This is a genomic window from Paracoccus alkenifer (genome assembly GCF_900108405.1).
Lineage (GTDB): Bacteria > Pseudomonadota > Alphaproteobacteria > Rhodobacterales > Rhodobacteraceae > Paracoccus > Paracoccus alkenifer.
In genome coordinates this window covers 473,591-495,987 of sequence record NZ_FNXG01000002.1, presented here as the reverse complement: position 1 = coordinate 495,987, position 22,397 = coordinate 473,591, and the positions used below count along the sequence as shown (strand labels likewise).

Genomic DNA, 22,397 nt, shown 5'->3' with positions numbered 1-22,397 from the left:
CGCCGCGCCCCCCATGACCCTTCGGGCGGTTGAAAATATCCCGGGGTCCGGGGCAGAGCCCCGGTGCGGCCCCTCGAACCCATCCGCCATTTCCAACAAAAAACCCCCGCCGCAGCGGGGGTTTTCCATTTTCAGGACTGGCGAGGCTCAGTCGATCATCGGCAGCAGCGCGTCGATGGATTTTTTGGCGTCGCCATAGAACATCCGGGTGTTTTCCTTGTAGAACAGCGGGTTCTCGATGCCGGAATAGCCGGTGCCTTGGCCCCGTTTCGACACGAACACCTGTTTCGCCTTCCACACCTCAAGCACCGGCATCCCGGCGATGGGGCTGTTGGGATCCTCTTGCGCGGCCGGGTTCACGATGTCGTTCGAGCCGATGACGATGGCCACGTCGGTCGAGGGGAAGTCATCGTTGATCTCGTCCATTTCCAGCACGATGTCGTAGGGAACCCGCGCCTCGGCCAGCAGCACGTTCATGTGCCCGGGCAGGCGACCGGCGACCGGGTGGATGGCGAAACGCACCTCTTTGCCGGCGGCGCGCAGCTTGCGGGTCAGCTCGCTGACCGATTGCTGCGCCTGGGCCACCGCCATGCCGTAGCCGGGCACGATGATGACGCTGTCGGCCTCGTTCAAGGCCGCGGCCACGCCGTCGGCGTCGATGGCGATCTGTTCGCCCTCGATCTCCATCGCGGGGCCGGCCTCGCCGCCGAAGCCGCCCAGGATCACGCTGATGAACGAGCGGTTCATCGCCTTGCACATGATATAGGACAGGATCGCACCCGAGGATCCGACCAGCGCCCCGGTCACGATCAGCAGGTCGTTGGACAGGGTGAAACCGATCATCGCCGCCGCCCAGCCGGAATAGCTGTTCAGCATCGACACCACCACCGGCATGTCGGCGCCGCCGATGCCCATGATCAGGTGCCAGCCGATAAAGCCCGCGATCACCGCAAGGATCAGCAGCCACAGCACCGCCGGACCCCAGCCGGCAGCGTAAAAGACGGTCAGCAGCAGCGACAGCAGCGCCGCCGTCAGGTTCAGCATATGCCCGCCCGGCAGCTTTTTCGGCTTGCCGTCGATGCGGCCGGCCAGCTTGCCATAGGCCACGACCGAGCCGGTAAAGGTGACCGCGCCGATAAAGATGCCCAGCGCCACCTCGATCTTGAGCATGGCGATCTCGGCCGGGGTCTTTTGCGCCAGCATCGCGGCGAACCCGGCAAAGCCGTCGGCCACGCCCTCGGCACGGACGCGAATGACCCGGCCCAGCTCAAGCTGCGCGTTCAGGCCGATGAACACGGCGGCAAGCCCGACAAGGCTGTGCATCGCGGCGATCAACTGCGGCATTTCGGTCATCTGCACGCGGGTGGCCAGCACCCAGCCGCCGGCGCCGCCGATGGCCAGCATGATGACCGTCAGCCACCAGTTGGCCGAGGCCGGGCCGAACAGCGTCGCCAGCACCGCCAGCGCCATGCCGACGATGCCATACCAGACCGCGCGCTTGGCGCTTTCCTGGCCGGACAGCCCGCCCAGAGACAGGATGAACAGGACCGCGGCGACGACATAGGCCGCGGTGGTAAAGCCGTAGGCCGGCAGCACGTCCAGAACGACGTTCAGCGGCGCGGCGGGGGCGGTGGTGATCACGGTATTTTCCATCATCGACCCTTACGACTTCTGGAACATGGCGAGCATCCGGCGCGTGACCAGGAAGCCCCCGAAGATGTTGACGCCGGTCATCAGCACCGACAGCGCCGCCAGGATCACGACCCAGGCCGAGCCGGATCCGATCTGCAACAGCGCCCCCAGGATCACGATCGACGAGATCGCGTTGGTGATGGCCATCAACGGCGTATGCAGCGAATGCGCGACGTTCCAGATGACCTGAAAGCCGATGAACACCGCCAGCACAAAGACGATGAAATGTTGCAGGAACGATGCGGGCGCGAACAGCCCGGCCAGCGCCATCACCGCGCCGCCGGCGACCAGCAGCGTCACCTGGTTGCGGGTCTGCTGGCGAAATGCCGCCAGCTCTGCCGCCTTGCGTTCCTCGGGCGTCAGCTCTTTCGGCTTTTCCTTGGGCTTCTGCACCGCGATCGCCTGCACCTTGGGCGGAGGTGGCGGCCAGGTGATGTCGTGTTCGCGGGTCACGGTGGCCCCGCGGATCACGTCGTCATCCATGTCGTGGACCAGCGCGCCGTCCTTGGCCGGCGTCAGGTCGGCCATCATGTGGCGGACGTTGTTGCCGTATAGCTCGGACGCCTGCGCCCCCATGCGCGACGGGAAATCGGTATAGCCGATGACGGTGACGCCGTTTTCGGTCACGATCTTTTCGTCCGGCACGGTCAGGTCGCAGTTGCCGCCGCGTTCGGCCGCAAGGTCGATGATGACCGAACCCGGCTTCATCGCGCGGACCATGTCCTCGGTCCACAGCTTGGGCGCGGGGCGGCCCGGGATCAGCGCCGTGGTGATGACAATGTCCATCTCGGGCGCGAGTTCGCGGAATTTTTCCAGCTGCTTGGCCAGGAATTCGGGCGACGAGGGCGCGGCATAGCCGCCGGTCGTGGCCCCGTCCTGCACCTGGTCGGTAAAGTCGAGGAACACGAATTCCGCGCCCATCGATTCGATCTGCTCGGCCACCTCGGGGCGCACGTCGAAGGCGTAGACCTGCGCGCCCAGGCTGGTCGCGGCGCCGATCGCGGCCAGACCGGCCACGCCCGCGCCCACCACCAGCACCTTGGCCGGCGGCACCTTGCCCGCGGCCGTCACCTGCCCGGTGAAGAAACGGCCAAAGTTGTTCGCGGCCTCGATCACCGCGCGGTAGCCGGCGATATTGGCCATGGACGACAGCGCGTCCATTTTCTGCGCCCGCGAAATCCGCGGCACCATGTCCATGGCGATGGCGTTGACGCCGCGCCCGCGCGCCTGTTCCAGCAGTTCCGAGTTCTGGCCGGGGTAGAAGAACGAGATCAGCGTCTGCCCCTCGCGCATCGCCGCCAGCTCGTCCTCGGTGGGGGGGCGCACCTTGGCCACCACATCCACCGCCGCCAGCAGCGCCGCGGCGGTGGGATGCACCGTCACCCCCGCGCGTTCATAGGCCGCGTCCGAAAACCCGGACCGCGCCCCGGCGCCGGATTCGACATGAACCTCGTGCCCGAGCTTTTGCAGATGCCCCGCAGACGACGGAGTGACCGCAACCCGCGCCTCACCGTCGAAACTTTCCTTCAACGCGCCAATTCTCACCGGGCCCGCCCCCCTTTGTCCGTTGCTGCAACTGCATTAGCATCGGGTTTCGGGTTTTCACAAGCCAGAGAGCGGGGTTTGCGGCGTCTGCGCGCGCATATGGCACGCAGGCAGCAAAAGACCGCCGCACCCAAAGGCGCGGCGGTCCGGTGCGGCAGGCAGTGCGGCAGGCAGTGCAGCTGGGCCGCAGGCTGCCCGTTTGCGATCAGTTCGCCGGGGTGATGATCGTGGTGCCGTCGGTGCTGTCGGCGGCCGCATCGGCATCGGCAGCGGCGTCGGCGGCCTCATCGGCGGCGGCTTCGGCCTCGGTGGCGGCTGCCTCGGCCTCGGTCGCTGCGGCATCAGCCTCGGTCGCGGCGGCGTCGGCTTCGGTCGCGGCGGCGTCGGCCTCGGGCACGGTATCGGTCGCCGTATCGGGCGCGGTGGTCACCGGCTCGTCGACCGCGGTGTCAGGCACGGTGGTTTCCACTTCCGGCGTGACCGTTTCCGCCGGCTCGGTGGTCGTCACGGGCGGGACGGTGGCGGTGTCAGGCTCGGGCGTGGTGATGGTCGTCGTCGTGGTGGTGTCGCCGGCCCGCTCGGCGTCGTTACCCATGAAGTTCGACAGCAGCCACCACGCCAGCGCCAGCGCCAGCAGGATCCCGATGATCAGCGGCAGCGGCGACGCTTTTTTCTCGACCGGCTCGACATAGGTTTCGTTCACGGCGGTGGCGCGACCGGTCGGATCGACGGGACGGTGCGGGTCGGTGGCATCGGTGCGGCGCGGATCGTTGGGGTCGTAGTTGGCCATATGTGTGACTCCTTGAAGCTGTTCGATATTTCGGGACCGGTTCTGCCGCGCCGTCATAGACGAGGACAGCCCGGGTTGCGACCCCGTAATCCTGCGCTTAACACTCTGCTTCGACACAAGTTCCCCGGTTTGCACATATTTCCCCAGCGGAGGCTCGAATGGCGGAAACCCGCTTGCTTGACGATTATCGCCCCTGGCCGTTCCGGATTGCCGAAACGCGGCTGGACGTGACGCTGGCCCCGCGCGGCACCGTGGTGCGTTCGGAAATCGCGCTGGAACGCAGCGGGCCGGGGCCGCTGGTCATGGACGGCGGCGCGGGGCTGCGCACACGCGCGGTGACGATCGACGGGCGTCCGGTCGATCCGGCGCATCTGACCATCGCCGCGGAATCGCTGACCGTGGCCGAGGCCGCCCTGCCCGACCGCCCCTTTGCCTTTGCCGCCGAGGTGGAAATCGACCCCGCCGACAACACCGCGCTTGAGGGGCTGTATCTGTCCGGCGGCATGTTCTGCACCCAGTGCGAGGCCGAGGGGTTTCGCCACATCACCTGGTATCCCGACCGCCCCGACGTGATGGCGCCGTTCCGGGTGGTGGTGCGGTCCGACCTGCCGGTGCTGCTGTCGAACGGCAACCCGGTGGCGCAGGGTCGGGGCTGGGCGGAATGGCACGACCCCTGGCCGAAACCCGCCTATCTGTTCGCGCTGGTGGCGGGCGATCTGCGCGCGCTTGCCGACCGCTTCACCACCATGTCGGGGCGCGAGGTGGCGCTGAACATCTGGGTGCGGCCGGGCGATCTGGACCGCGCGGGCTTTGCGATGCAGGCGCTGAAAGCCTCGATGGTCTGGGACGAACAGGCTTACGGGCGCGAATACGATCTGGACGTGTTCAACATCGTCGCGGTGGATGATTTCAACATGGGGGCCATGGAAAACAAGGGGTTGAACATCTTCAACTCGAAACTGGTTCTGGCCAGCCCCGACACCGCCACCGATGCCGATTACGAACGCATCGAATCGGTGATCGCGCATGAATATTTCCACAACTGGACCGGCAACCGCATCACCTGCCGCGACTGGTTCCAGCTGTGCCTGAAAGAGGGGCTGACCGTCTATCGCGACCAGCAGTTCACATCCGACCTGCGCTCGGCCGCGGTCAAGCGGATCGAGGATGTGGTGGCGCTGCGCGCCCGCCAGTTCCGCGAGGATGCGGGGCCCTTGGCGCATCCCCCCCGCCCGGATCGCTACGAGGAAATCAACAATTTCTACACCGCCACCGTCTATGAAAAAGGTGCCGAGGTGATCGGGATGCTGCGCCGTCTGGTGGGCGAGGATGGCTGGCGCGCCGGGATGGAGCTGTATTTCACCCGCCACGACGGGCAGGCCTGCACCATCGAGGACTGGCTGCGCGTGTTTCAGGACGCCACTGGCCGCGACCTGGCGCAGTTCAAGCGCTGGTATACCGACGCCGGCACCCCCCGGTTGACCATGGCCGAGGACTGGGACGAGGACGCGGGCCGCCTGACCCTGCGGTTTGCGCAGACGACCGCCCCCACCCCCGGCCAGCCCGACAAGCCGCCGCGGGTGATCCCGATCGCGCTGGGGCTGATCTCGCCCAACGGCGACGAGGTGCTGCCGACGCAGATGCTGGAGATGACCGCGGCCGCGCAGGAATTCAGCTTTGACAATCTCGGCGCGCGGCCGGTGGTGTCGCTGCTGCGCGGGTTTTCCGCCCCGGTCACGGTCGAACGAACGATGAGCGCCGCCGACCGTGCCTTGCTGCTGGCCCATGACAGCGACCCCTTTGCCCGCTGGCAGGCCGGCCACGATCTGGCGCTGGAGGCGCTGGTTGCCGCCGCGCAGGGCGGCGACCCGGACCCGGCGTTTTCCCGCGCTCTGGCCGGGGTGCTGGGGGACGGCACGCTGGACCCCGCCTTTGTGGCGCTGGTGCTGCGCCTGCCCTCGGAAGACGAAATCGCGGCCGGGATCACTGCCCGCGGCGCCATCCCCGACCCCGACCGCATCCACGAAGCGCGCGAATCGCTGGCCGAAACCATCGCCCGCGACCACCAGCCCGCGCTGGCGGCGCTGTATGAGCGGATGGAGCCGCAAGGCCCCTATTCGCCCGATGCCGGCCCAGCCGGGCAGCGCTCGCTGCGGCTGGCGGCGCTGGGGCTGCTGTCGCGGCTGGACGGGGGCGAACGCGCGCAGGCGCTGTGGGACGCCGCCCCCGACATGACCCAGCGCATGGGGGCGCTCGCGGCGCTGGTGCGGCTGGACCGTGCCGGCACGGCGCTGGCGCAGATGGAATCGCAATTCGCGGACAACCGGCTGGTGATGGACAAGTTCTTTACCATCCAGCCGATAGCCGCTGCGCCTGCCCGCGCCGTCGCCATTGCCCGCAGCCTCGCCGCGCGCCCGGATTTCGACTGGAAGAACCCCAACCGCTTTCGCGCGCTGATCGGGGCGGTGACGGCGAACCCGGCTGCGTTTCACGCCGCCGACGGCTCGGGCTATGATTTCGTCGCCGAATGGCTGATGCGGCTGGACCCGGCGAACCCGCAGACCGCGGCGCGGATGATGACCGCCTTTGAAACCTGGCCCCGCCACGACGCCACCCGCCGCAAGGCCGCGCGCGACGCGCTGGAACGGATCGCCGCCATGCCGCTCTTGTCGGTCAACAGCGCCGAAATGGTCAGGCGCATTCTGGCCGCCGGAACCTGAAGGGGCTTTCCCGCGTCATTCTGTCGGGCCACCACCGCAATCGGCCCCATCGGAACCGGATAAGCCAGATGCCGCTGAAACACCCGGATGCCCCCGACCGCCTGCCGGCGCGGACCGAAATGCAGCAGCGGCTGGACCCGCTGATCGAGGAACGCGCGCCCTGGCTCTATTCGGGGCGGCTGCACCATACCGCGGCGCGGCTGCTGATGATGCAGCTGCTGCAATACCCCCGCTCGATCGAGCTGGCGGCCGAGTTCCGCGACCTGCCCACGGCCGAGATCATGCGCCGCATCTCGGGGCTGATCCTGCGCGATCTGCGGGTCGAGGGGCTGGAACATATCCCCGCCACCGGCCCGGCGCTGATCGTGGCCAACCACCCGACGGGGATCGCCGACGGGATCGTGCTGCACGCGGTGGTCTCGGCCATCCGCGACGACCTGTTCATCTATGCCAACCACGACATGATCCGGGTGCTGCCCCAGACCGAGGAACTGATCGCTCCGGTGGAATGGCGGCCGGAAAAACGCAGCCACGCCAAGACCCGGCAGACGATGGACTATACCCGCGCGGCGCTGGGACAGGGGCGGATCGGGCTGATCTTCCCGTCGGGGCGGCTGGCCCGACGGCGCGGGCTGACGCTGCACGAACGGCCATGGATGGCCAGCGCGGCGATGATCGCGCGCAAGTTCGGCGCGCCGGTCATCCCGCTGCACATCCGGGCGCGCAACTCGGCGTTGTTCTACCTGCTGGACGCGATCCACCCGACGCTGCGTGACGTGACGCTGTTTCACGAGGTGCTGAACAAGGCCGGCCACACCTATCGCATCACCATCGGCGCCCCCATCGATTCCGCCTCGCTGCCCACCCGCTCGGAAGAGGGGATCGAGGCGCTGCGCCGGGCGGTGCTGGACCTGCCGCCCCCCGGACCCAACGCCGCCCATATGTCGCATCTGCGCGAAGTGCGCCGCCGCCGCCGCACCATCCGCCGTCCGCTGGGGGAAAAGCCCTAGCTCCGTCCGGCCACGCCACCGTTTGTTCTTCATCATGAAAATATCCCGGGGGCGCGGGGGCCGGCCCCCGCTCCGGCGCGGCCAGGGCCGCAAGCCTTGCGGATTCCCTCGCGTCCGCTATTTCATCGTCCTGATGACCCTGCCCACGCCAGACACGCTGCAACTCGCGACGCCCGACGCCGCCTCGGGGCCGCAATGGCTGCTGACGCCGGGGCTGATGGCGCATCCGCAGGCGGTCGCCTGGATGGAAAGCCGCGTCGCCGCGATTCTGGCGGGCGAGGCCCCCGAGACGATCTGGCTGGTCGAACATCCGCCGCTCTACACCGCGGGCACCTCGGCGCGGCCGCAGGATCTGACCGACCCCGGCCGGTTCCCCGTCCATCCGACCGGCCGCGGCGGCCAGTATACCTATCACGGGCCGGGGCAGCGGGTGGTCTATGTCATGCTGGACCTCGATCGCCGCGGCCGCGACGTGCGGCATTTTGTCCGCGACCTCGAGGCATGGGTGATCGCGACGCTGGCCGAATTCGGCCTGCGGGGCGAGATCCGCGAGGGCCGGGTCGGCGTCTGGATCGCCCGCCCCGACAAGCCCCCCCTGCCCGACGGCACCGCGCGCGAGGACAAGATCGCCGCCATCGGCATCAAGCTGCGCCGCTGGATCAGCTTTCACGGGCTGGCGATCAACGTCGAACCCGACCTGTCGCATTACGACGGCATCGTGCCCTGCGGCATCAGCGGCCACGGCGTCACCAGCCTGGTCGATCTGGGGCTGCCGGTGACGATGGCCGACCTTGATCACGCGTTGATGAACGGATTTGCGCAAACCATGTGCCCCCGGGCCGGGACCGCATGACTTTTGTGGTGTCGTGCGGATCGCCGCGGTGATATGCCTTGCAAAAGAGAGCCAGCTCTCACAGGACCGAACCGCTGAGGAAGGACGGAAGACGAATGAAAACCAGCCTGTATGCCACGCTCGCCATGCTTGCTCTGGCAGTGCCCGCCGCTGCCCAGGACGGGGATGCCGAAAAGGGCCAGAAGGAATTCAACAAGTGCAAGGCCTGCCACATGGTGCAGGCGCCTGACGGGACCGACATCGTCAAGGGCGGCAAGACCGGTCCGAACCTCTATGGCATCGTCGGCGCGCACCCCGCCGCGCAAGAGGGCTTCAAATACGGCGAGGGCATCCTCGAACTCGCCGAGATGAAGCCCGACATGGTCTGGGACGAAGAGCAGCTGATCGCCTATATGACCGATCCCGGCGCCTATCTGAAGGATCAGACCGGCGATGCGAAGGCCAAGACCAAGATGACCTTCAAGCTGAACAAGAACCAGGCCGACGTGGCCGCGTTCCTGGCCGAACACTCGCCCGAGGCCGGCGACGAGGGCTGATCGCCCGGGATCCGGCGGGACCGGCGCGAAACCGCGCCGCCTCGCCGCCAGCTGACGACCCTGCCCCCGGCGCCGACCCGCCGGGGGTTTTTTCCAGGAATTTTTTCCCGCAGCCGGGCGTTTTTGTCGCAGCCAACCCGGCGCGACACATTGCCCCAGCCGCAAACCTGCTCTACAGTTTCAGCTGAGTCCCACCGGCCCCGCCGGTCCGGCACGATTCTGAGGAGAGCATTCGCATGGCAGACGCCGCCGTTCCCGGCCACGGTGCGCAACATGATACCCGCGGGTTCTTCACCCGCTGGTTCATGTCCACCAATCACAAGGATATCGGGGTCCTTTACCTGTTCACCGCCGCGATAGTGGGGCTGATCTCGGTCTGCTTCACGGTCTACATGCGGATGGAGCTTCAGCATCCCGGCGTGCAGTATATGTGCCTCGAAGGTGCGCGGCTGATCGCCGACGCCAGCCGCGAATGCACCCCGAACGGGCATCTGTGGAACGTGATGATCACCTATCACGGCGTTCTGATGATGTTCTTTGTCGTGATCCCGGCGCTGTTCGGCGGTTTCGGCAACTATTTCATGCCGCTGCACATCGGCGCGCCCGACATGGCGTTCCCGCGGCTGAACAACCTGTCCTACTGGATGTATGTCTGCGGCGTGGCGCTGGGTATTGCCTCGCTGCTGACGCCGGGTGGCAACGACCAGATGGGTTCGGGCGTGGGCTGGGTGCTTTATCCGCCGCTGTCCACGACCGAGGCCGGCTATTCGATGGACCTGGCGATCTTTGCCGTCCACGTCTCGGGCGCCTCGTCGATCCTGGGGGCGATCAACATCATCACTACTTTCCTGAACATGCGCGCGCCGGGGATGACCCTGTTCAAGGTGCCGCTGTTCGCCTGGTCGGTGTTCATCACCGCCTGGATGATCCTGCTGTCGCTGCCGGTGCTGGCGGGCGGCATCACCATGCTGCTGATGGACCGCAACTTCGGCACCAACTTCTTCAACCCGGCCGGCGGCGGCGACCCGGTGCTTTACCAGCATATCCTGTGGTTCTTCGGTCACCCCGAGGTCTACATGATCATCCTGCCCGGCTTTGGCATCATCAGCCACGTCATCGCCACCTTCTCGCGCAAGCCGATCTTCGGCTACCTGCCGATGGTGCTGGCAATGGCCGCCATCGCGATCCTGGGCTTCGTGGTCTGGGCGCACCACATGTATACGGCCGGCATGTCGCTGACCCAGCAGGCGTATTTCATGCTGGCCACCATGACCATCGCAGTGCCCACCGGCATCAAGGTGTTCTCGTGGATCGCGACGATGTGGGGCGGCTCGATCGAGTTCAAGACGCCGATGCTCTGGGCCTTCGGCTTCCTGTTCCTGTTCACCGTCGGCGGCGTGACCGGCGTGGTCATCAGCCAGGCGCCGCTGGACCGCGTGTATCATGACACCTACTATATCGTGGCGCATTTCCACTATGTGATGTCGCTGGGCGCCGTGTTCGCCATCTTTGCCGGGGCTTATTACTGGATCGGCAAGATGTCGGGCCGCCAGTATCCCGAATGGGCCGGCAAGCTGCATTTCTGGATGATGTTCATCGGCTCGAACCTCATCTTCTTTCCGCAGCACTTCCTGGGCCAGCAGGGGATGCCGCGCCGCTACATCGACTATCCCGAGGCGTTCGCCTATTGGAACAACGTCTCGTCGATCGGCGCCTATCTGTCGTTCGCCTCGTTCCTGCTGTTCATCGGCATCGTGTTCTACACGCTGTTCGCCGGCAAGCGCGTGACCGAAAACAACTATTGGAACGAATACGCCGACACGCTGGAATGGACCCTGCCCACGCCGCCGCCCGAACATACGTTCGAGCAGCTGCCCAAGCCCGAGGACTGGGACCGCCGCTATACGCACTGACCCGGCCCCGACCACAACGCGGCCCCGGAGCAATCCGGGGCCGTTCGCTTTCCGCAAGATCTTCCGGATCCCGCCCCCACCATGCCCTATGCCTGGCAGCCCGATGCCCAAGACGACACGCGACGCCTGCTGATCTGGCGGTATCGTTCGCTGACGGTCCGCGGCTTTGTCTGGTTCATGGCCGCGACCGCGCTGCTGCTGGTGCTGCCGCTGGTGGCGCTGACCGGCCTGGCGGTGATGTGGGGGCTGCTGCCCTTTGCGCTGGCGGCGCTGGCGGGGCTGTGGTGGGCGATGCAGCGCCACTGGCGCGGCGGCGGCAGTTTCGAGGAACTGACCCTTTCGCGCGAAACCCTGCTGGTCAGCCGTCACGATCCTGGCCGCAAGCCGCGCCACTGGCAGGCCAATCCCTATTGGGTCCGGCTGAACCTGCGCCGCGACGGCCCGGTGCAGGACTATCTGACCCTGACCGACGGCCAGCGCGAGATCGAGCTGGGCGTATTCCTGTCGCCCGAGGAACGCCGCCAGCTGCGCGACGAACTCGCCTTCGCCCTGGGCGAGCTGAACCGCCGCTGACCTCCGCTCTTTCATCTTGCCTCAAATATCCCGGGGTCCGGGGCAGCGCCCCGGTCCGCCCCCCCGGTCCGCCACCCCCCGGCCTTGCGCCGAACCCCGTTCTGCGCTATAGGCGCGACAGTCTTTTCGGGCGACATGGCCACAACAGGCCGCCAGCACACGGGTCGGGCGTCATGCCGCGACCCTTTGTCGTTGCCGCGGGGGACCGCAACCATAGACCGGCGGAGCCAACCGCCCGGCCCGTAACAGCTTCAAAGGAAACGTCTGCCGCATGGCGAAAACCGCAATGGAGGAATTCGAAGCCCTCCTGAACGAAAGCTTCGAAATCGACACCCCCGAAGAGGGCTCTGTCGTCAAGGGCAAGGTCATCGCCATCGAGGCAGGCCAGGCCATCATCGACGTCGGCTACAAGATGGAAGGCCGCGTCGATCTGAAAGAATTCGCAGCCCCCGGCGAAGACGCGAAACTCAGCGTCGGCGACGAGGTCGAGGTCTATCTGGACCGCGTGGAAAACGCCCGCGGCGAGGCCAGCATCTCGCGCGAGAAAGCCCGTCGCGAAGAGGCGTGGGACCGTCTGGAGCAAGCCTACGCCAAGGAAGAGCGCGTCGAGGGCGCCATCTTCGGCCGCGTCAAGGGCGGCTTTACCGTCGATCTGGGCGGTGCCGTGGCCTTCCTGCCCGGCTCTCAGGTTGACGTGCGCCCGGTGCGCGACGCCGGCCCGCTGATGGGTCTCAAGCAGCCGTTCCAGATCCTGAAAATGGACCGCCGCCGCGGCAATATCGTGGTGTCGCGCCGTGCCATCCTGGAAGAATCGCGTGCCGAACAGCGCGCCGAGGTCATCGCCAACCTGCACGAAGGTCAGGTGGTCGACGGCGTGGTCAAGAACATCACCGAATACGGCGCCTTTGTCGATCTGGGCGGTGTTGACGGGCTGCTGCACGTCACCGACATGGCGTGGCGCCGCGTGAACCACCCCTCGGAAATCCTGTCGATCGGCGAGACCGTCAAGGTCCAGGTCGTCAAGATCAACAAGGAAACCCACCGCATCAGCCTGGGCATGAAGCAGCTTCAGTCGGATCCGTGGGACACCGTGTCGGACAAGTTCCCGATCGCCTCGGTCCACAAGGGCCGCGTGACCAACATCACCGACTACGGCGCCTTTGTGGAACTGGAAGCCGGCGTCGAGGGTCTGGTCCACGTCTCGGAAATGAGCTGGACCAAGAAGAACGTCCACCCCGGCAAGATCGTCTCTACCTCGCAAGAGGTCGACGTGATGGTGCTGGAGATCGACGAGCAGAAGCGCCGCGTGTCGCTGGGTCTGAAACAGACCATGCGCAACCCGTGGGAAGTGTTCGCCGAAACCCACCCCGCCGGCACGCCCATCGAGGGCGAGGTCAAGAACATCACCGAATTCGGTCTGTTCGTGGGGCTGGAAGGCGACATCGACGGCATGGTCCACCTGTCCGACCTGTCGTGGGACCAGCGCGGCGAAGACGCGATCCAGAACTACCGCAAGGGCGACGTGGTCCAGGCCGTGGTGCAAGAGGTCGATGTCGACAAGGAACGCATCAGCCTGTCGATCAAGGCGCTGGAAAACGACAGCATGTCCGAGGCCGTCGACGGGGTGAAGCGGGGTGATATCGTCACCGCCACCGTCACCGCGATCGAGGATGGCGGCGTCGAGGTCGAATTCAACGGGGTGAAATCCTTTATCCGCCGTTCGGATCTGGCCCGCGACCGTCAGGATCAGCGCCCCGAGCGTTTCCAGGTCGGCGATTCGGTCGATGCCCGCATCACCAACGTCGACACCCGCACCCGCCGTCTGGGCCTGTCGATCAAGGCCCGCGAAATCGCCGAGGAAAAGGAAGCCGTGGAACAATACGGCTCGTCGGAATCGGGCGCATCGCTGGGCGACATCCTGGGCGCGGCGCTCAAAAGCCGCAACTGACCCGGTTGCGCGCGGGAAAATCCCCGCGCGACGCCGCAATTCGGCCGCCCCCTGCGGGGGGCGGTCTTTTTTCATGCAGGGGGATGGTAATGTCGGCGAAAACCTGCAACCTTTTCAGTCCTGTCGCGTTCCCTTTCCAGAAAATCGCCCCCGCGCGGACAGTGCTTCAGACAAAACGGTGCGCCCCATGATCCGGTCAGAACTCATCCAGAAAATCGCCGAAGAAAACCCCCATCTCTTTCAACGCGATGTCGAGCGGATCGTGGCAACGGTGTTCGAAGAGATCATCGGCGCCATGTCGCGCGGCGAGCGGGTCGAACTGCGCGGATTCGGCGCGTTCTCGGTCAAGCAGCGGCAGGCGCGGCAGGGCCGCAACCCCCGCACCGGGGAAACCGTGCAGGTCGAGGAAAAACACGTCCCCTTCTTCAAGACCGGCAAGCTGCTGCGCGACCGACTGAACGGTCTGGACGATGCGCAGGGCTCGGCCGAGGGCTAGCCCACGCCCCTTGGCGGCAGGAATGGCGCTCAGCAAGGTTGCGTCCCGCCGCGCGTTCTAGGAAACTCGCGCCGGACACCCCGATTTCCGTTCGGGGCAGCGAAAGGTGTTGCCGATGCGTTATCTGCGGTTGCTGTTTGTCGTGGTATTGGCCGCGGTGCTGGTCGTCGTCGCGCTGGCCAACCGGCAGTTCGTCGAGGTCAGCCTGATTCCCGCCGGGCTGGACCAGTGGATTCCCGGGGACTGGACCGCGCGGATACCGCTGTTCCTGATCATCCTGCTGGCAGTTCTGGCCGGAATGCTGCTGGGCGTGGTCTGGGAATGGCTGCGCGAAGCCTCGCAGCGCCGCGAATCGGCACAGCGCGCGCATGAGCTACGCCTGCTGGAACGCGAGGTCGGCAGCCTGCGCAAGACCCACCACGCCCCCCGCGACGAGGTGCTGGCGATTCTGGACGCGCCCCGCCCGGCAACGCCCGCCCTGCCTGCCAAGAGCTGATGGCCCAGGTCAAGATCTGCGGCCTGACCCGCCCCGAGGATCTGACCGCCGCGGCGCAGGCCGGCGCGCGCTATGCGGGGCTGGTGTTCTTTCCGAAATCGCCGCGGCATCTGTCGATCGATTCGGCGGCCGCGCTGGCGGGAAACGCGCCCGACCTGCTCGCGCGCGTCGGGCTGTTCGTGGACCCCGATGATGCGGCGCTGGATGCGGTGCTGGCGCAAGTGGCGCTGGACATGATCCAGCTGCACGGCAGCGAAACCCCTGCCCGCGTCTCTGAGATCCGCGCCCGCACCCGCCTGCCGGTGATGAAGGCGGTGGGCATCGCCGCCCCCCCCGATCTGGACGCGCTATGGGATTACGGGCTGGTTGCGGACCTGCTGCTGGTCGATGCCAAGCCCGCCCCCGGCGCGACCCTGCCCGGCGGCAACGGGCTGGCCTTTGACTGGCGGCTGCTGGCCGGGCGGCGCCTGCTGCGGCCGTGGATGCTGGCGGGCGGGCTGACGCCGGACAACGTGGCCGAGGCCGTGCGGCTGACCGGCGCGCCGATGGTCGACGTGTCCTCGGGCGTCGAATCCGCCCCGGGCATCAAGGACGCGGGCCGCATTCGTCGCTTTGTCGCGGCCGCCGGGGCCGGGGCATGACCCCTCGCTTTCGCCCCGCCACCCGCGACGACGTCCCCCAGGTCGTGGCGCTGCTGTCGGACGACATCCTGGGTGCCGGGCGCGAGACCGCGGAACTCGACCCCTATCTTGCCGCTTTCGACGCCATGCAGCTAGAGACCGGCAACCAGCTGATCGTGGCCGAGGATGCGGACGGCCGCGTCGTCGCCTGTTATCAGCTGATCTTCATGTCCGGCCTGTCGCTGTCGGCCACCCGCCGCGCCGAGATCGAGGCGGTGCGCATCACCGCCAGCCTGCGCGGCCGCGGCATGGGCGCACGGCTGATCGCCGACGCCGAATCGCGCGCCCGCGCCGCCGGCTGCGGGCTGTTGCAGCTGACCAGCAACGCCAGCCGCGCCGACGCGCTGCGCTTCTATCAGGGGGCCGGGTTTACCCCATCGCACATCGGATTTAAGAAACCTCTCTGACGGGCTGCTTCGACGGGCAAGGCAGGCCCCCTCAGCCGCGCGGGAGAGCAGCACCATGGCCGAAGAACTCATCAACAGCTACACGACCGGACCCGACGACCGCGGCCGCTTCGGCATCTTCGGCGGGCGCTTCGTCAGCGAAACCCTGATGCCGCTGATCCTTGACCTGCAAGCGGAATATGAGCGCGCCAAGACCGACCCGCAGTTCCGGGCCGAGATGGACGATCTGTGGAAACATTACGTCGGCCGCCCCTCGCCGCTGTATTTCGCCGAGCGGCTGACCGCGCATCTGGGCGGCGCGAAAATCTATCTCAAGCGCGAGGAACTGAACCACACCGGCAGCCACAAGATCAACAACGTGCTGGGCCAGATCCTGCTGGCGCGGCGCATGGGCAAGACCCGCATCATCGCGGAAACCGGCGCCGGCCAGCACGGGGTGGCCACCGCCACCGTCTGCGCGCGTTTCGGGCTGAAATGCGTGGTCTACATGGGCGCCGAGGACGTGCGCCGCCAACAGCCCAACGTGTTCCGCATGAAGCTGCTGGGGGCCGAGGTGATCCCGGTGCAATCGGGCCGCGGCACGTTGAAGGACGCGATGAACGACGCGCTGCGCGACTGGGTGACCAACGTGCGCGACACTTTCTATTGCATCGGCACCGTGGCCGGCCCGCATCCCTATCCGGCAATGGTCCGCGATTTCCAGACCATCATCGGGCGTGAAACCAGGGCGCAGTTGATGGAAGCCGAGGGCCGCCTGCCCGACACGCTGGTCGCCGCAATCGGCGGCGGCTCGAACGCGATGGGGCTGTTCCACCCGTTCCTCGACGACCGCTCGGTGCGCATCATCGGGGTCGAGGCCGGCGGCAAGGGCGTGGACGAGACCATGCAGCATTGCGCCAGCCTTTCGGGCGGCCGCCCCGGCGTGCTGCACGGCAACCGCACCTATCTGTTGCAGGACGAGGACGGCCAGATCCTCGAAGGTCACTCGATCAGCGCCGGGCTGGATTATCCGGGCATCGGCCCCGAACACGCCTGGCTGCACGACATCGGCCGCGCCGAATATGTCAGCGTCACCGACACCGAGGCGCTGGCCGCATTCACGCTATGCTGCGAGATCGAGGGCATCATCCCCGCGCTGGAACCCTGCCACGCGCTGGCGCATGTGATGAAAATCGCGCCCTCGCTGCCCAAGGATCACCTGATCGTGATGAACCTCAGCGGCCGCGGCGACAAGGACATCTTTACCGTCGCCCGCCATCTAGGCGTGCAGATCGAGGGTTAGGTTCGGTATGGGCAAAAGCGACTGCGCGTCGCTGATGCCGATCCCTCAATCGGTATAGGCAGCAAACCCTGGCAGTCTGGGGAAATCAAACGGGCGGAACAGTTCGACATCTTCGACAAGCTCGCTTAGCGATTGATCGGAAAGCCGTGCAAGATGTTCCACAAAGGGCCGGCGCAGCACCCCCAGCGCATCCAGCACCTTGTTGTAACCCTGCGGAAGGTTTTCGTAGCGGGGATTGGCGATGATGTTCATGGAACGGGCGACCAGATCGCAGTTGTTATCCTGCGACACGATGAATCTGGTGAAGTCCCGCAAGTCGAGGTGCAAACGCCCGCAGGATTTCTGCCCCGGCTGGTTCGAGTGGGTGATGCCAAGCCGGCGCATCCGCTCTACCGAAAGAAAGCAGCGAAGCATGTTGAGCCGCCGAAGATGAATCACCCGGATTCTGCTTTCGATCAGAAAGGACCGCAGAAACTGGCTGGTTTCTGTCCCGGCGAACAGGTCGCTGTAGACAACCTTGAAACCCACCTGCAACCGTGGCCCAACGGCAAACACCCGCTCGAACAGAAATTTTTCGGGGTCACTGCTGCGTTCTTCCAGAAGCTGCGTGGCAAGCACGCCGTTGGCCGCTTGCGGCTCAAGCGATTCCTTGGGGCGGTATCCATGGACAAAGTCCCGGGAAAACAGTTCGTCATGGCAGACGATGCCGGGATGTGCGTGCAGGGCCATCGAAAGCAAGGTCGAGCCACTTCGCGGCTGAGCCACCACCACGAACGCGGATGAAAGTCGGTCGGTTCTGATCAAGTCATCATGCCCTTTTTACCCCGTCGGCCACAGATCAACCCTGGCTTGCCCACGCAAGTGTCGCCGCAATCCCTTAAGAAAAGATTACTTCGCGCAGGTTCGATAAAATTGTCCGGAAACGTGACCTTGTCGGGGGTTCAGCCCACGAACTGATGATGCAGCACAGCGCGCCGCCCGGTCGGGCCACTTGCAAGGCGAAAGCCGATGTGGCCCGTTGTGCTGTCCGGCGTGTTATGGGTGCGAGAATGCACGAAATACCTGGCGCAGTATGAATCGTGGCACATATGCGATCCGCCGCGCATGACTTTGGCAGCGCCGGATTGGGGCCCTTTCGGATTGCGTAGCGGCGGCATTTCCGCGGCCGGCAGCGGGCCGAACCAGTCGGCGACCCATTCCCATATGTTTCCGGTCATGTTGAAAAGACCGAACCCATTTGGTGGAAAGCTGCGGGCCGGTGCTGTGCCGCAATACCCGTCTTCTGCACTGTTTCCATTCGGGAATTGTCCCTGCCAGACATTGTGGCGGTGAACCGGGTCTGACGCGGGCGCATTGCCCCATGGGAATTTCATGCGCTTAAGCCCTCCGCGGGCCGCATATTCCCACTGCGCCTCCAACGGCAGCCGCGTGCCGGTAAAGCGGGCAAAGGCGGCAGCATCATCCCACGAAACATGCACCACAGGATGTTCCATTCGCCGGGAAATATCGCTTTCAGGGCCTTCGGGATGCGCCCAATCCGCCCCGAAAACCTGCCGCCACCACGGAGTCAGCGGCGGGTGTTTCGGCCAGGTGGCGGCATCCGGCAGGAAGTTTGCGAAAACAAAGGACCAGCCTTCGCGCTCGGCCGTGGTCCGATAACCACTTTCGTCAATAAAGCGCGCAAACAAGCGGTTCGTCACTGTTGTTTCGCCCATGGAAAATGTGTCGATCCAGATTCGGCGTCTCGGGCTGTCAAGATCGACATCATAGCGCGAGCGCGGGGTGCCCATCTCGAAAAAACCGCCCGGAATCTCGCGCATCTCTGCGCATATCGCCGCGCGCAAGCTATCTGATGCGCCACATGGCGCGACCATGTCGCCGATTGATCCGGTCTCGCGGTCGGATGTCGGCAAACAGCCACAAGGCGCTTTCATTTTCGACATTGCTGTTTTCCGAAATGTTCGATGAAACCCATGGTGATCGCCGGCCTGACAGAACCGGGCACCGCTGTAATCACGGTGATTGCAAGGCAGATCCCCCCGCAGCCGGATCAGCTGCTGCGCTGACGGCGTTCTGGAAATCGAAGCCGCAATCCGCCGAGCATTCCTTCAGGGCCTGATACATGGGCGCGAACTGTTCGTGCTGCGTGCCAAGGTCTCTGAGCTGCCAGAAATCCGTCTCGACATTGAAAAGTTGAAAGCTCCCGTCATCATAGCGGATAATTCGGTAATCACCTTTTCTGATGGAAACATGATTCTTGTAGAAAGACGGGACAGCCCGACCTGCATCCCGCTTTCCGGAAAGGAATGGCCGCAGAGAACGTCCGTGACGGCGCCCTGCCGGCGAAATCCCGGCAAAATCAAGCACGGTGGGGCCAAGGTCGATCAGCGCAACGGGGTCGTGGATTTCCTGACCAACCGGATTTTCCGGATCAAAGATAATGAACGGAACCCGAAGCGACTGCTCCCATAAGGTGGTTTTTCTGAACAGATTGCGGTTCCCGAGATGGAAGCCGTGATCCGAAACTACAACGACAATGGTATTCTGCGCATGTCTAGAATTTTTCAGCGCATCCATCACCCGGCCGAAGTGGTAATCCCCGTGACTATAGGCCGAGAAATAATTCCGGATACTGTCCTGCCAATATTGTTCGGAACGAAAATCTTCATTTTCCGGAAAAGTCGAGGCAATATAATCGTTTTCCGGAACATGACCATTCCACTCCTGCGGCCGACGTAGATTCGAGGCGTCATACATCCGCTTGAATCTTGCCGGGGTCGCGCATGGCACATGCGGACTGAAGAATCCGACCTCGCGGTAAAACGGCTGATCGCCGTCATAGTCGGTCAGGAATTTTATTGCGGAATCGGCAGATTTTGCATCGTAATAGAAATCGTCATCAGTTCCGTCGGGCGTTCCCCAGCCCCTTCTGAATCCACCAAACGCCTTGCTTCGCTTGCGAAGCTCTTTGGGCAAACCCATGTCGTCCTGGAACTTCTTTCTGCCATCGGAATAGATGACATCGTGATTTTCTGGCTTCAGCGGCCGATAACCGTGATGCACCTTGCCGCCGGACGAGCAGTAATACCCCCCCGAGTTCAGCAGATAGGTCCAGATCGATTGGGGGCTGAACCGATCGAATGCGTATACTTCGTTGTCGAGAATGCCGGTTTCATGCGGCATCAGTGTGGTCATCATGCTGGCGCGCGAAGGTCCGCAAATAGGGGCCTGGGCGTAGGCTGCATGAAATGCCGTCGATATTTCGCAAAGCCGATCCAGATTGGGCGTCCGCAGCGGCTCGTTGAATACTGTCTTGTAGGGCCAGGGGGCCACGGCATCATCAAAACTGATCAACAGAATATTTTTTCTGGTCAAAACATGCTCTTTCCAGCAATCGGGCAAACGCCCGGACATGAATATTCATCCCGGCAACTTCATACATCTGCGGCATGAGCGCGCAACAGTTCCAGCGGCACGATCCGGGTGGCGCTTGCGTGGGTGGCGTCCAGCACGACCTTGGGCGCGGCGAATTCCTCGGCCGCTTGCAGGAAACGCGCGGCGCAAAGGCACCAGCGGTCGCCGGGTTTCAGCCCCGGAAAGCGGAATTCCGGCCGCGGTGTGGACAGGTCGTTGCCCAGATATTTTGACAGCGCCAGGAACTCGGCGGTGACGATGACGCAGACCGTATGGCTGCCGCGGTCCCCGGGTCCGGTGTCGCAGCAGCCGTTGCGATAGAATCCGGTCAGCGGGTCGGTGGAACAGGGCCTGAGCCGCTGACCGAGAACGTTGATTGAGGGTTCCATCTGGGTTCCTTTCGTTGCCGCAGGACCGGGAAAAGCCGCCTAGCGGAACCGGTCGGCAAGCGATCTGAGCCGGTCGGTCATGGTGCGGGGCTCCGGGGCAGAGGGGGCGGCTTGGGCCGGGCTCGCCTGAACCGAAGGTGCGGCCGGTCGCGAGGATTTCGGCGGCGCCATCCGCGCCGCCAGCGCCATGCCAAAGGCGGCGCCGTCGCCTGCGGCCAGCGCCGCGGCCCCGTCCGAAATGCCGCGCAGCAAATCGTCCAGCATCGGCTGTTCGGCCCTGGCGAAATCGGACAGCACATGGCCGGTCACCCGGTCCTTGTGGCCGGGGTGGCCGATGCCGATGCGCAGGCGCCGATAGCCCTCGCCGATATGCTGGTGGATCGAGCGCAGCCCGTTGTGGCCCGCATGCCCGCCCCCGGATTTCAGCCGGCAGACCCCGGGGGCAAGGTCGAGCTCATCATGCAGCACCACCACCTCGGCCGGGGTCAGCTTGAGGTAACGCATCGCCTCGCCCACCGACTGGCCCGACAGGTTCATATAGCCCTGCGGCTTGAGCAGCACCACGCGCCGGTCGCCCAGCCGCCCCTCGGCCGCAAGCCCCTGGAACCGCGCCTTCCACGGGCCGAAACCATGGTCGGCTGCGATCCGGTCCACCGCCATGAAACCGACATTATGCCGGTTGCCGGCGTATTTCGCACCGGGGTTTCCCAGCCCCACCATCAATATCATCGGCATTTTCAGCGCTTTCACCCCATCCCTTGCGGCGGGCGTCGCCCGTAACTAAGACTCTGTCAACACATCGCGGCTATGAGAGATGCGTTCAAGGACGCATGGCGGCGAATCGAAAATCAGGCAACGGGCAGGGCAGATGCAGGATCCGGCAGAATACTACATGAATACGCTCGTCCCGATGGTCGTGGAACAGACCAGCCGGGGCGAACGCGCCTATGACATCTTTTCGCGCCTGCTCAAGGAACGGATCATCTTTCTGTCCGGGCCGGTGCATGACGGGATGGCGACGCTGATCAGCGCGCAGCTGCTGTTTCTCGAGGCGGAAAACCCGTCCAAGGACATCAGCATGTATATCAACAGCCCCGGCGGGCTGGTGACGGCGGGGCTGTCGATCTATGACACGATGCAATATATCCGCCCCCGGATCTCGACGCTGGTAATCGGTCAGGCGGCCTCGATGGGCTCGCTGCTGCTGGCTGCCGGGGAAAAAGGCGCGCGCTATTCGCTGCCCAACAGCCGGATCATGGTGCACCAGCCCTCGGGCGGGTTCCAGGGCACCGCCTCGGACATCCTGATCCACGCGCGCGAGACCGAAAAGCTCAAGCTGCGCCTGAACGAGATCTATGTGCAGCACACCGGCCGCACCCTGGCCGAGGTCGAAGAGGCGCTGGAACGCGACCGCTTCATGTCCCCCGACGAGGCAAAGGACTGGGGGCTGATCGACGAAATCCTCGCGGCGCGCGGCAAGGCCGTGCCCGAGAGCTGAGCCGGCGGTGCAACCGGCCAGAGCGACGCAGATCGCCCGGCCGGAAACGCGGACCCGTGGAATCGCGTGCTGAAATGCGGGATTGTGACCAGACGCCGCCCCCCCTAACATGGGCGGAACCGACAGGATGCGCCGAACCGCGCGGCGGAAGATTC

At 65.2% G+C, this 22,397-nt stretch carries 21 protein-coding genes; 13 read left to right on the top strand and 8 right to left on the bottom strand.

The features are described 5' to 3' along the window. Nucleotides 1-147: 147 nt before the first annotated feature. From BLW83_RS06535 to BLW83_RS15415, 3 genes are all read right to left on the bottom strand, one after another. Nucleotides 148-1,653, bottom strand: a complete 1,506-nt coding sequence (locus BLW83_RS06535) for an NAD(P)(+) transhydrogenase (Re/Si-specific) subunit beta (RefSeq protein WP_090847528.1) — start codon at nt 1,651-1,653, stop codon at nt 148-150. A gap of 9 nt (nt 1,654-1,662) precedes the next feature. Further along, on the bottom strand, nt 1,663-3,237 hold the full coding sequence (locus tag BLW83_RS06530) for a Re/Si-specific NAD(P)(+) transhydrogenase subunit alpha (protein ID WP_090846802.1): 1,575 nt from the start codon (nt 3,235-3,237) through the stop codon (nt 1,663-1,665). 205 nt (nt 3,238-3,442) lie between these two features. Next, nucleotides 3,443-4,027 carry a hypothetical protein gene (locus BLW83_RS15415; RefSeq protein WP_143042759.1) on the bottom strand — a complete coding sequence of 195 codons (585 nt, stop codon included), beginning with the start codon at nt 4,025-4,027 and terminating at the stop codon, nt 3,443-3,445. A gap of 158 nt (nt 4,028-4,185) precedes the next feature. Here BLW83_RS15415 and pepN point away from each other — a divergent pair, with 158 nt between their 5' ends. From pepN to trpB, 12 genes are all read left to right on the top strand, one after another. Then, nucleotides 4,186-6,747 (top strand): aminopeptidase N, encoded by a 2,562-nt coding sequence (gene pepN / locus BLW83_RS06520; RefSeq protein WP_090846798.1) that lies wholly within the window; start codon nt 4,186-4,188, stop codon nt 6,745-6,747. A 68-nt stretch (nt 6,748-6,815) separates the two neighbouring features. Further along, entirely contained in the window at nt 6,816-7,757 is a 942-nt protein-coding gene (locus BLW83_RS06515; protein ID WP_245728658.1) for a lysophospholipid acyltransferase family protein, read from the top strand. Between the two features lie 133 nt (nt 7,758-7,890). After that, nucleotides 7,891-8,610, top strand: coding sequence for a lipoyl(octanoyl) transferase LipB (gene lipB, locus BLW83_RS06510; RefSeq protein ID WP_090847524.1), 720 nt, complete (start codon nt 7,891-7,893; stop codon nt 8,608-8,610). Between the two features lie 95 nt (nt 8,611-8,705). Next, nucleotides 8,706-9,146 (top strand): c-type cytochrome, encoded by a 441-nt coding sequence (locus tag BLW83_RS06505; protein ID WP_090846796.1) that lies wholly within the window; start codon nt 8,706-8,708, stop codon nt 9,144-9,146. Between the two features lie 236 nt (nt 9,147-9,382). Further along, on the top strand, nt 9,383-11,059 hold the full coding sequence (gene ctaD / locus BLW83_RS06500; protein WP_090846794.1) for a cytochrome c oxidase subunit I: 1,677 nt from the start codon (nt 9,383-9,385) through the stop codon (nt 11,057-11,059). Nucleotides 11,060-11,140: 81 nt separating this feature from the next. Next, nucleotides 11,141-11,632 carry a DUF2244 domain-containing protein gene (locus tag BLW83_RS06495; protein ID WP_090846792.1) on the top strand — a complete coding sequence of 164 codons (492 nt, stop codon included), beginning with the start codon at nt 11,141-11,143 and terminating at the stop codon, nt 11,630-11,632. 271 nt (nt 11,633-11,903) lie between these two features. Further along, a complete protein-coding gene (gene rpsA, locus BLW83_RS06490) occupies nt 11,904-13,580 on the top strand; it encodes a 30S ribosomal protein S1 (RefSeq protein ID WP_090846790.1) in 1,677 nt (558 codons plus the stop codon). A gap of 187 nt (nt 13,581-13,767) precedes the next feature. Next, the gene (gene ihfB, locus BLW83_RS06485; protein WP_090846788.1) at nt 13,768-14,076 is read left to right on the top strand and encodes an integration host factor subunit beta; all 309 of its coding nucleotides are present in this window, start codon (nt 13,768-13,770) and stop codon (nt 14,074-14,076) included. Nucleotides 14,077-14,191: 115 nt separating this feature from the next. Further along, on the top strand, nt 14,192-14,572 hold the full coding sequence (locus tag BLW83_RS06480) for a lipopolysaccharide assembly protein LapA domain-containing protein (protein ID WP_090846786.1): 381 nt from the start codon (nt 14,192-14,194) through the stop codon (nt 14,570-14,572). Beyond that, on the top strand, nt 14,569-15,213 hold the full coding sequence (locus tag BLW83_RS06475) for a phosphoribosylanthranilate isomerase (RefSeq protein ID WP_090846784.1): 645 nt from the start codon (nt 14,569-14,571) through the stop codon (nt 15,211-15,213). Before BLW83_RS06480 ends, BLW83_RS06475 begins: the two co-directional genes overlap by 4 nt. Beyond that, nucleotides 15,210-15,659 (top strand): GNAT family N-acetyltransferase, encoded by a 450-nt coding sequence (locus BLW83_RS06470; protein ID WP_090846782.1) that lies wholly within the window; start codon nt 15,210-15,212, stop codon nt 15,657-15,659. The genes BLW83_RS06475 and BLW83_RS06470 overlap by 4 nt, the downstream gene beginning before the upstream one ends. Nucleotides 15,660-15,714: 55 nt before the next feature. Further along, nucleotides 15,715-16,941 (top strand): tryptophan synthase subunit beta, encoded by a 1,227-nt coding sequence (gene trpB / locus BLW83_RS06465; RefSeq protein WP_090846781.1) that lies wholly within the window; start codon nt 15,715-15,717, stop codon nt 16,939-16,941. Nucleotides 16,942-16,986: 45 nt separating this feature from the next. Here the strand turns inward: trpB and BLW83_RS06460 are convergent, their stop codons facing one another. From BLW83_RS06460 to pth, 5 genes are all read right to left on the bottom strand, one after another. Then, nucleotides 16,987-17,745 carry a sulfotransferase gene (locus BLW83_RS06460; protein WP_143042755.1) on the bottom strand — a complete coding sequence of 253 codons (759 nt, stop codon included), beginning with the start codon at nt 17,743-17,745 and terminating at the stop codon, nt 16,987-16,989. Between the two features lie 137 nt (nt 17,746-17,882). Continuing rightward, on the bottom strand, nt 17,883-18,884 hold the full coding sequence (locus tag BLW83_RS06455; protein ID WP_245728657.1) for a formylglycine-generating enzyme family protein: 1,002 nt from the start codon (nt 18,882-18,884) through the stop codon (nt 17,883-17,885). Nucleotides 18,885-18,954: 70 nt separating this feature from the next. After that, nucleotides 18,955-20,355, bottom strand: a complete 1,401-nt coding sequence (locus BLW83_RS06450) for a sulfatase-like hydrolase/transferase (protein WP_090846775.1) — start codon at nt 20,353-20,355, stop codon at nt 18,955-18,957. A gap of 20 nt (nt 20,356-20,375) precedes the next feature. Then, the gene (locus BLW83_RS06445) at nt 20,376-20,744 is read right to left on the bottom strand and encodes a DUF2237 family protein (RefSeq protein WP_090846773.1); all 369 of its coding nucleotides are present in this window, start codon (nt 20,742-20,744) and stop codon (nt 20,376-20,378) included. Between the two features lie 39 nt (nt 20,745-20,783). Then, complete coding sequence (gene pth / locus BLW83_RS06440) at nt 20,784-21,473, bottom strand: aminoacyl-tRNA hydrolase (protein WP_090847522.1); 690 nt, start codon at nt 21,471-21,473, stop codon at nt 20,784-20,786. Between the two features lie 139 nt (nt 21,474-21,612). Here pth and BLW83_RS06435 point away from each other — a divergent pair, with 139 nt between their 5' ends. After that, complete coding sequence (locus tag BLW83_RS06435; RefSeq protein WP_090846771.1) at nt 21,613-22,242, top strand: ATP-dependent Clp protease proteolytic subunit; 630 nt, start codon at nt 21,613-21,615, stop codon at nt 22,240-22,242. The last annotated feature ends 155 nt before the right edge of the window (nt 22,243-22,397 follow it).

Excerpts from the sequence above, each read along its gene's own strand:
- BLW83_RS06455 (WP_245728657.1), bottom strand. The coding sequence starts at position 18,884 with ATGTCGAAAATGAAAGCGCCTTGTGGCTGTTTGCCGACATCCGACCGC.
- BLW83_RS06480 (WP_090846786.1), top strand. The coding sequence starts at position 14,192 with ATGCGTTATCTGCGGTTGCTGTTTGTCGTGGTATTGGCCGCGGTGCTG.
- BLW83_RS06470 (WP_090846782.1), top strand. The coding sequence starts at position 15,210 with ATGACCCCTCGCTTTCGCCCCGCCACCCGCGACGACGTCCCCCAGGTC.
- BLW83_RS06495 (WP_090846792.1), top strand. The coding sequence starts at position 11,141 with ATGCCCTATGCCTGGCAGCCCGATGCCCAAGACGACACGCGACGCCTG.
- ctaD (WP_090846794.1), top strand. The coding sequence starts at position 9,383 with ATGGCAGACGCCGCCGTTCCCGGCCACGGTGCGCAACATGATACCCGC.
- BLW83_RS06445 (WP_090846773.1), bottom strand. The coding sequence starts at position 20,744 with ATGGAACCCTCAATCAACGTTCTCGGTCAGCGGCTCAGGCCCTGTTCC.
- BLW83_RS06435 (WP_090846771.1), top strand. The coding sequence starts at position 21,613 with ATGCAGGATCCGGCAGAATACTACATGAATACGCTCGTCCCGATGGTC.
- pth (WP_090847522.1), bottom strand. The coding sequence starts at position 21,473 with ATGATATTGATGGTGGGGCTGGGAAACCCCGGTGCGAAATACGCCGGC.
- BLW83_RS06535 (WP_090847528.1), bottom strand. The coding sequence starts at position 1,653 with ATGGAAAATACCGTGATCACCACCGCCCCCGCCGCGCCGCTGAACGTC.
- ihfB (WP_090846788.1), top strand. The coding sequence starts at position 13,768 with ATGATCCGGTCAGAACTCATCCAGAAAATCGCCGAAGAAAACCCCCAT.
- BLW83_RS06505 (WP_090846796.1), top strand. The coding sequence starts at position 8,706 with ATGAAAACCAGCCTGTATGCCACGCTCGCCATGCTTGCTCTGGCAGTG.
- pepN (WP_090846798.1), top strand. The coding sequence starts at position 4,186 with ATGGCGGAAACCCGCTTGCTTGACGATTATCGCCCCTGGCCGTTCCGG.
- BLW83_RS15415 (WP_143042759.1), bottom strand. The coding sequence starts at position 4,027 with ATGGCCAACTACGACCCCAACGATCCGCGCCGCACCGATGCCACCGAC.
- BLW83_RS06515 (WP_245728658.1), top strand. The coding sequence starts at position 6,816 with ATGCCGCTGAAACACCCGGATGCCCCCGACCGCCTGCCGGCGCGGACC.
- trpB (WP_090846781.1), top strand. The coding sequence starts at position 15,715 with ATGGCCGAAGAACTCATCAACAGCTACACGACCGGACCCGACGACCGC.
- lipB (WP_090847524.1), top strand. The coding sequence starts at position 7,891 with ATGACCCTGCCCACGCCAGACACGCTGCAACTCGCGACGCCCGACGCC.
- BLW83_RS06450 (WP_090846775.1), bottom strand. The coding sequence starts at position 20,355 with ATGTCCGGGCGTTTGCCCGATTGCTGGAAAGAGCATGTTTTGACCAGA.
- rpsA (WP_090846790.1), top strand. The coding sequence starts at position 11,904 with ATGGCGAAAACCGCAATGGAGGAATTCGAAGCCCTCCTGAACGAAAGC.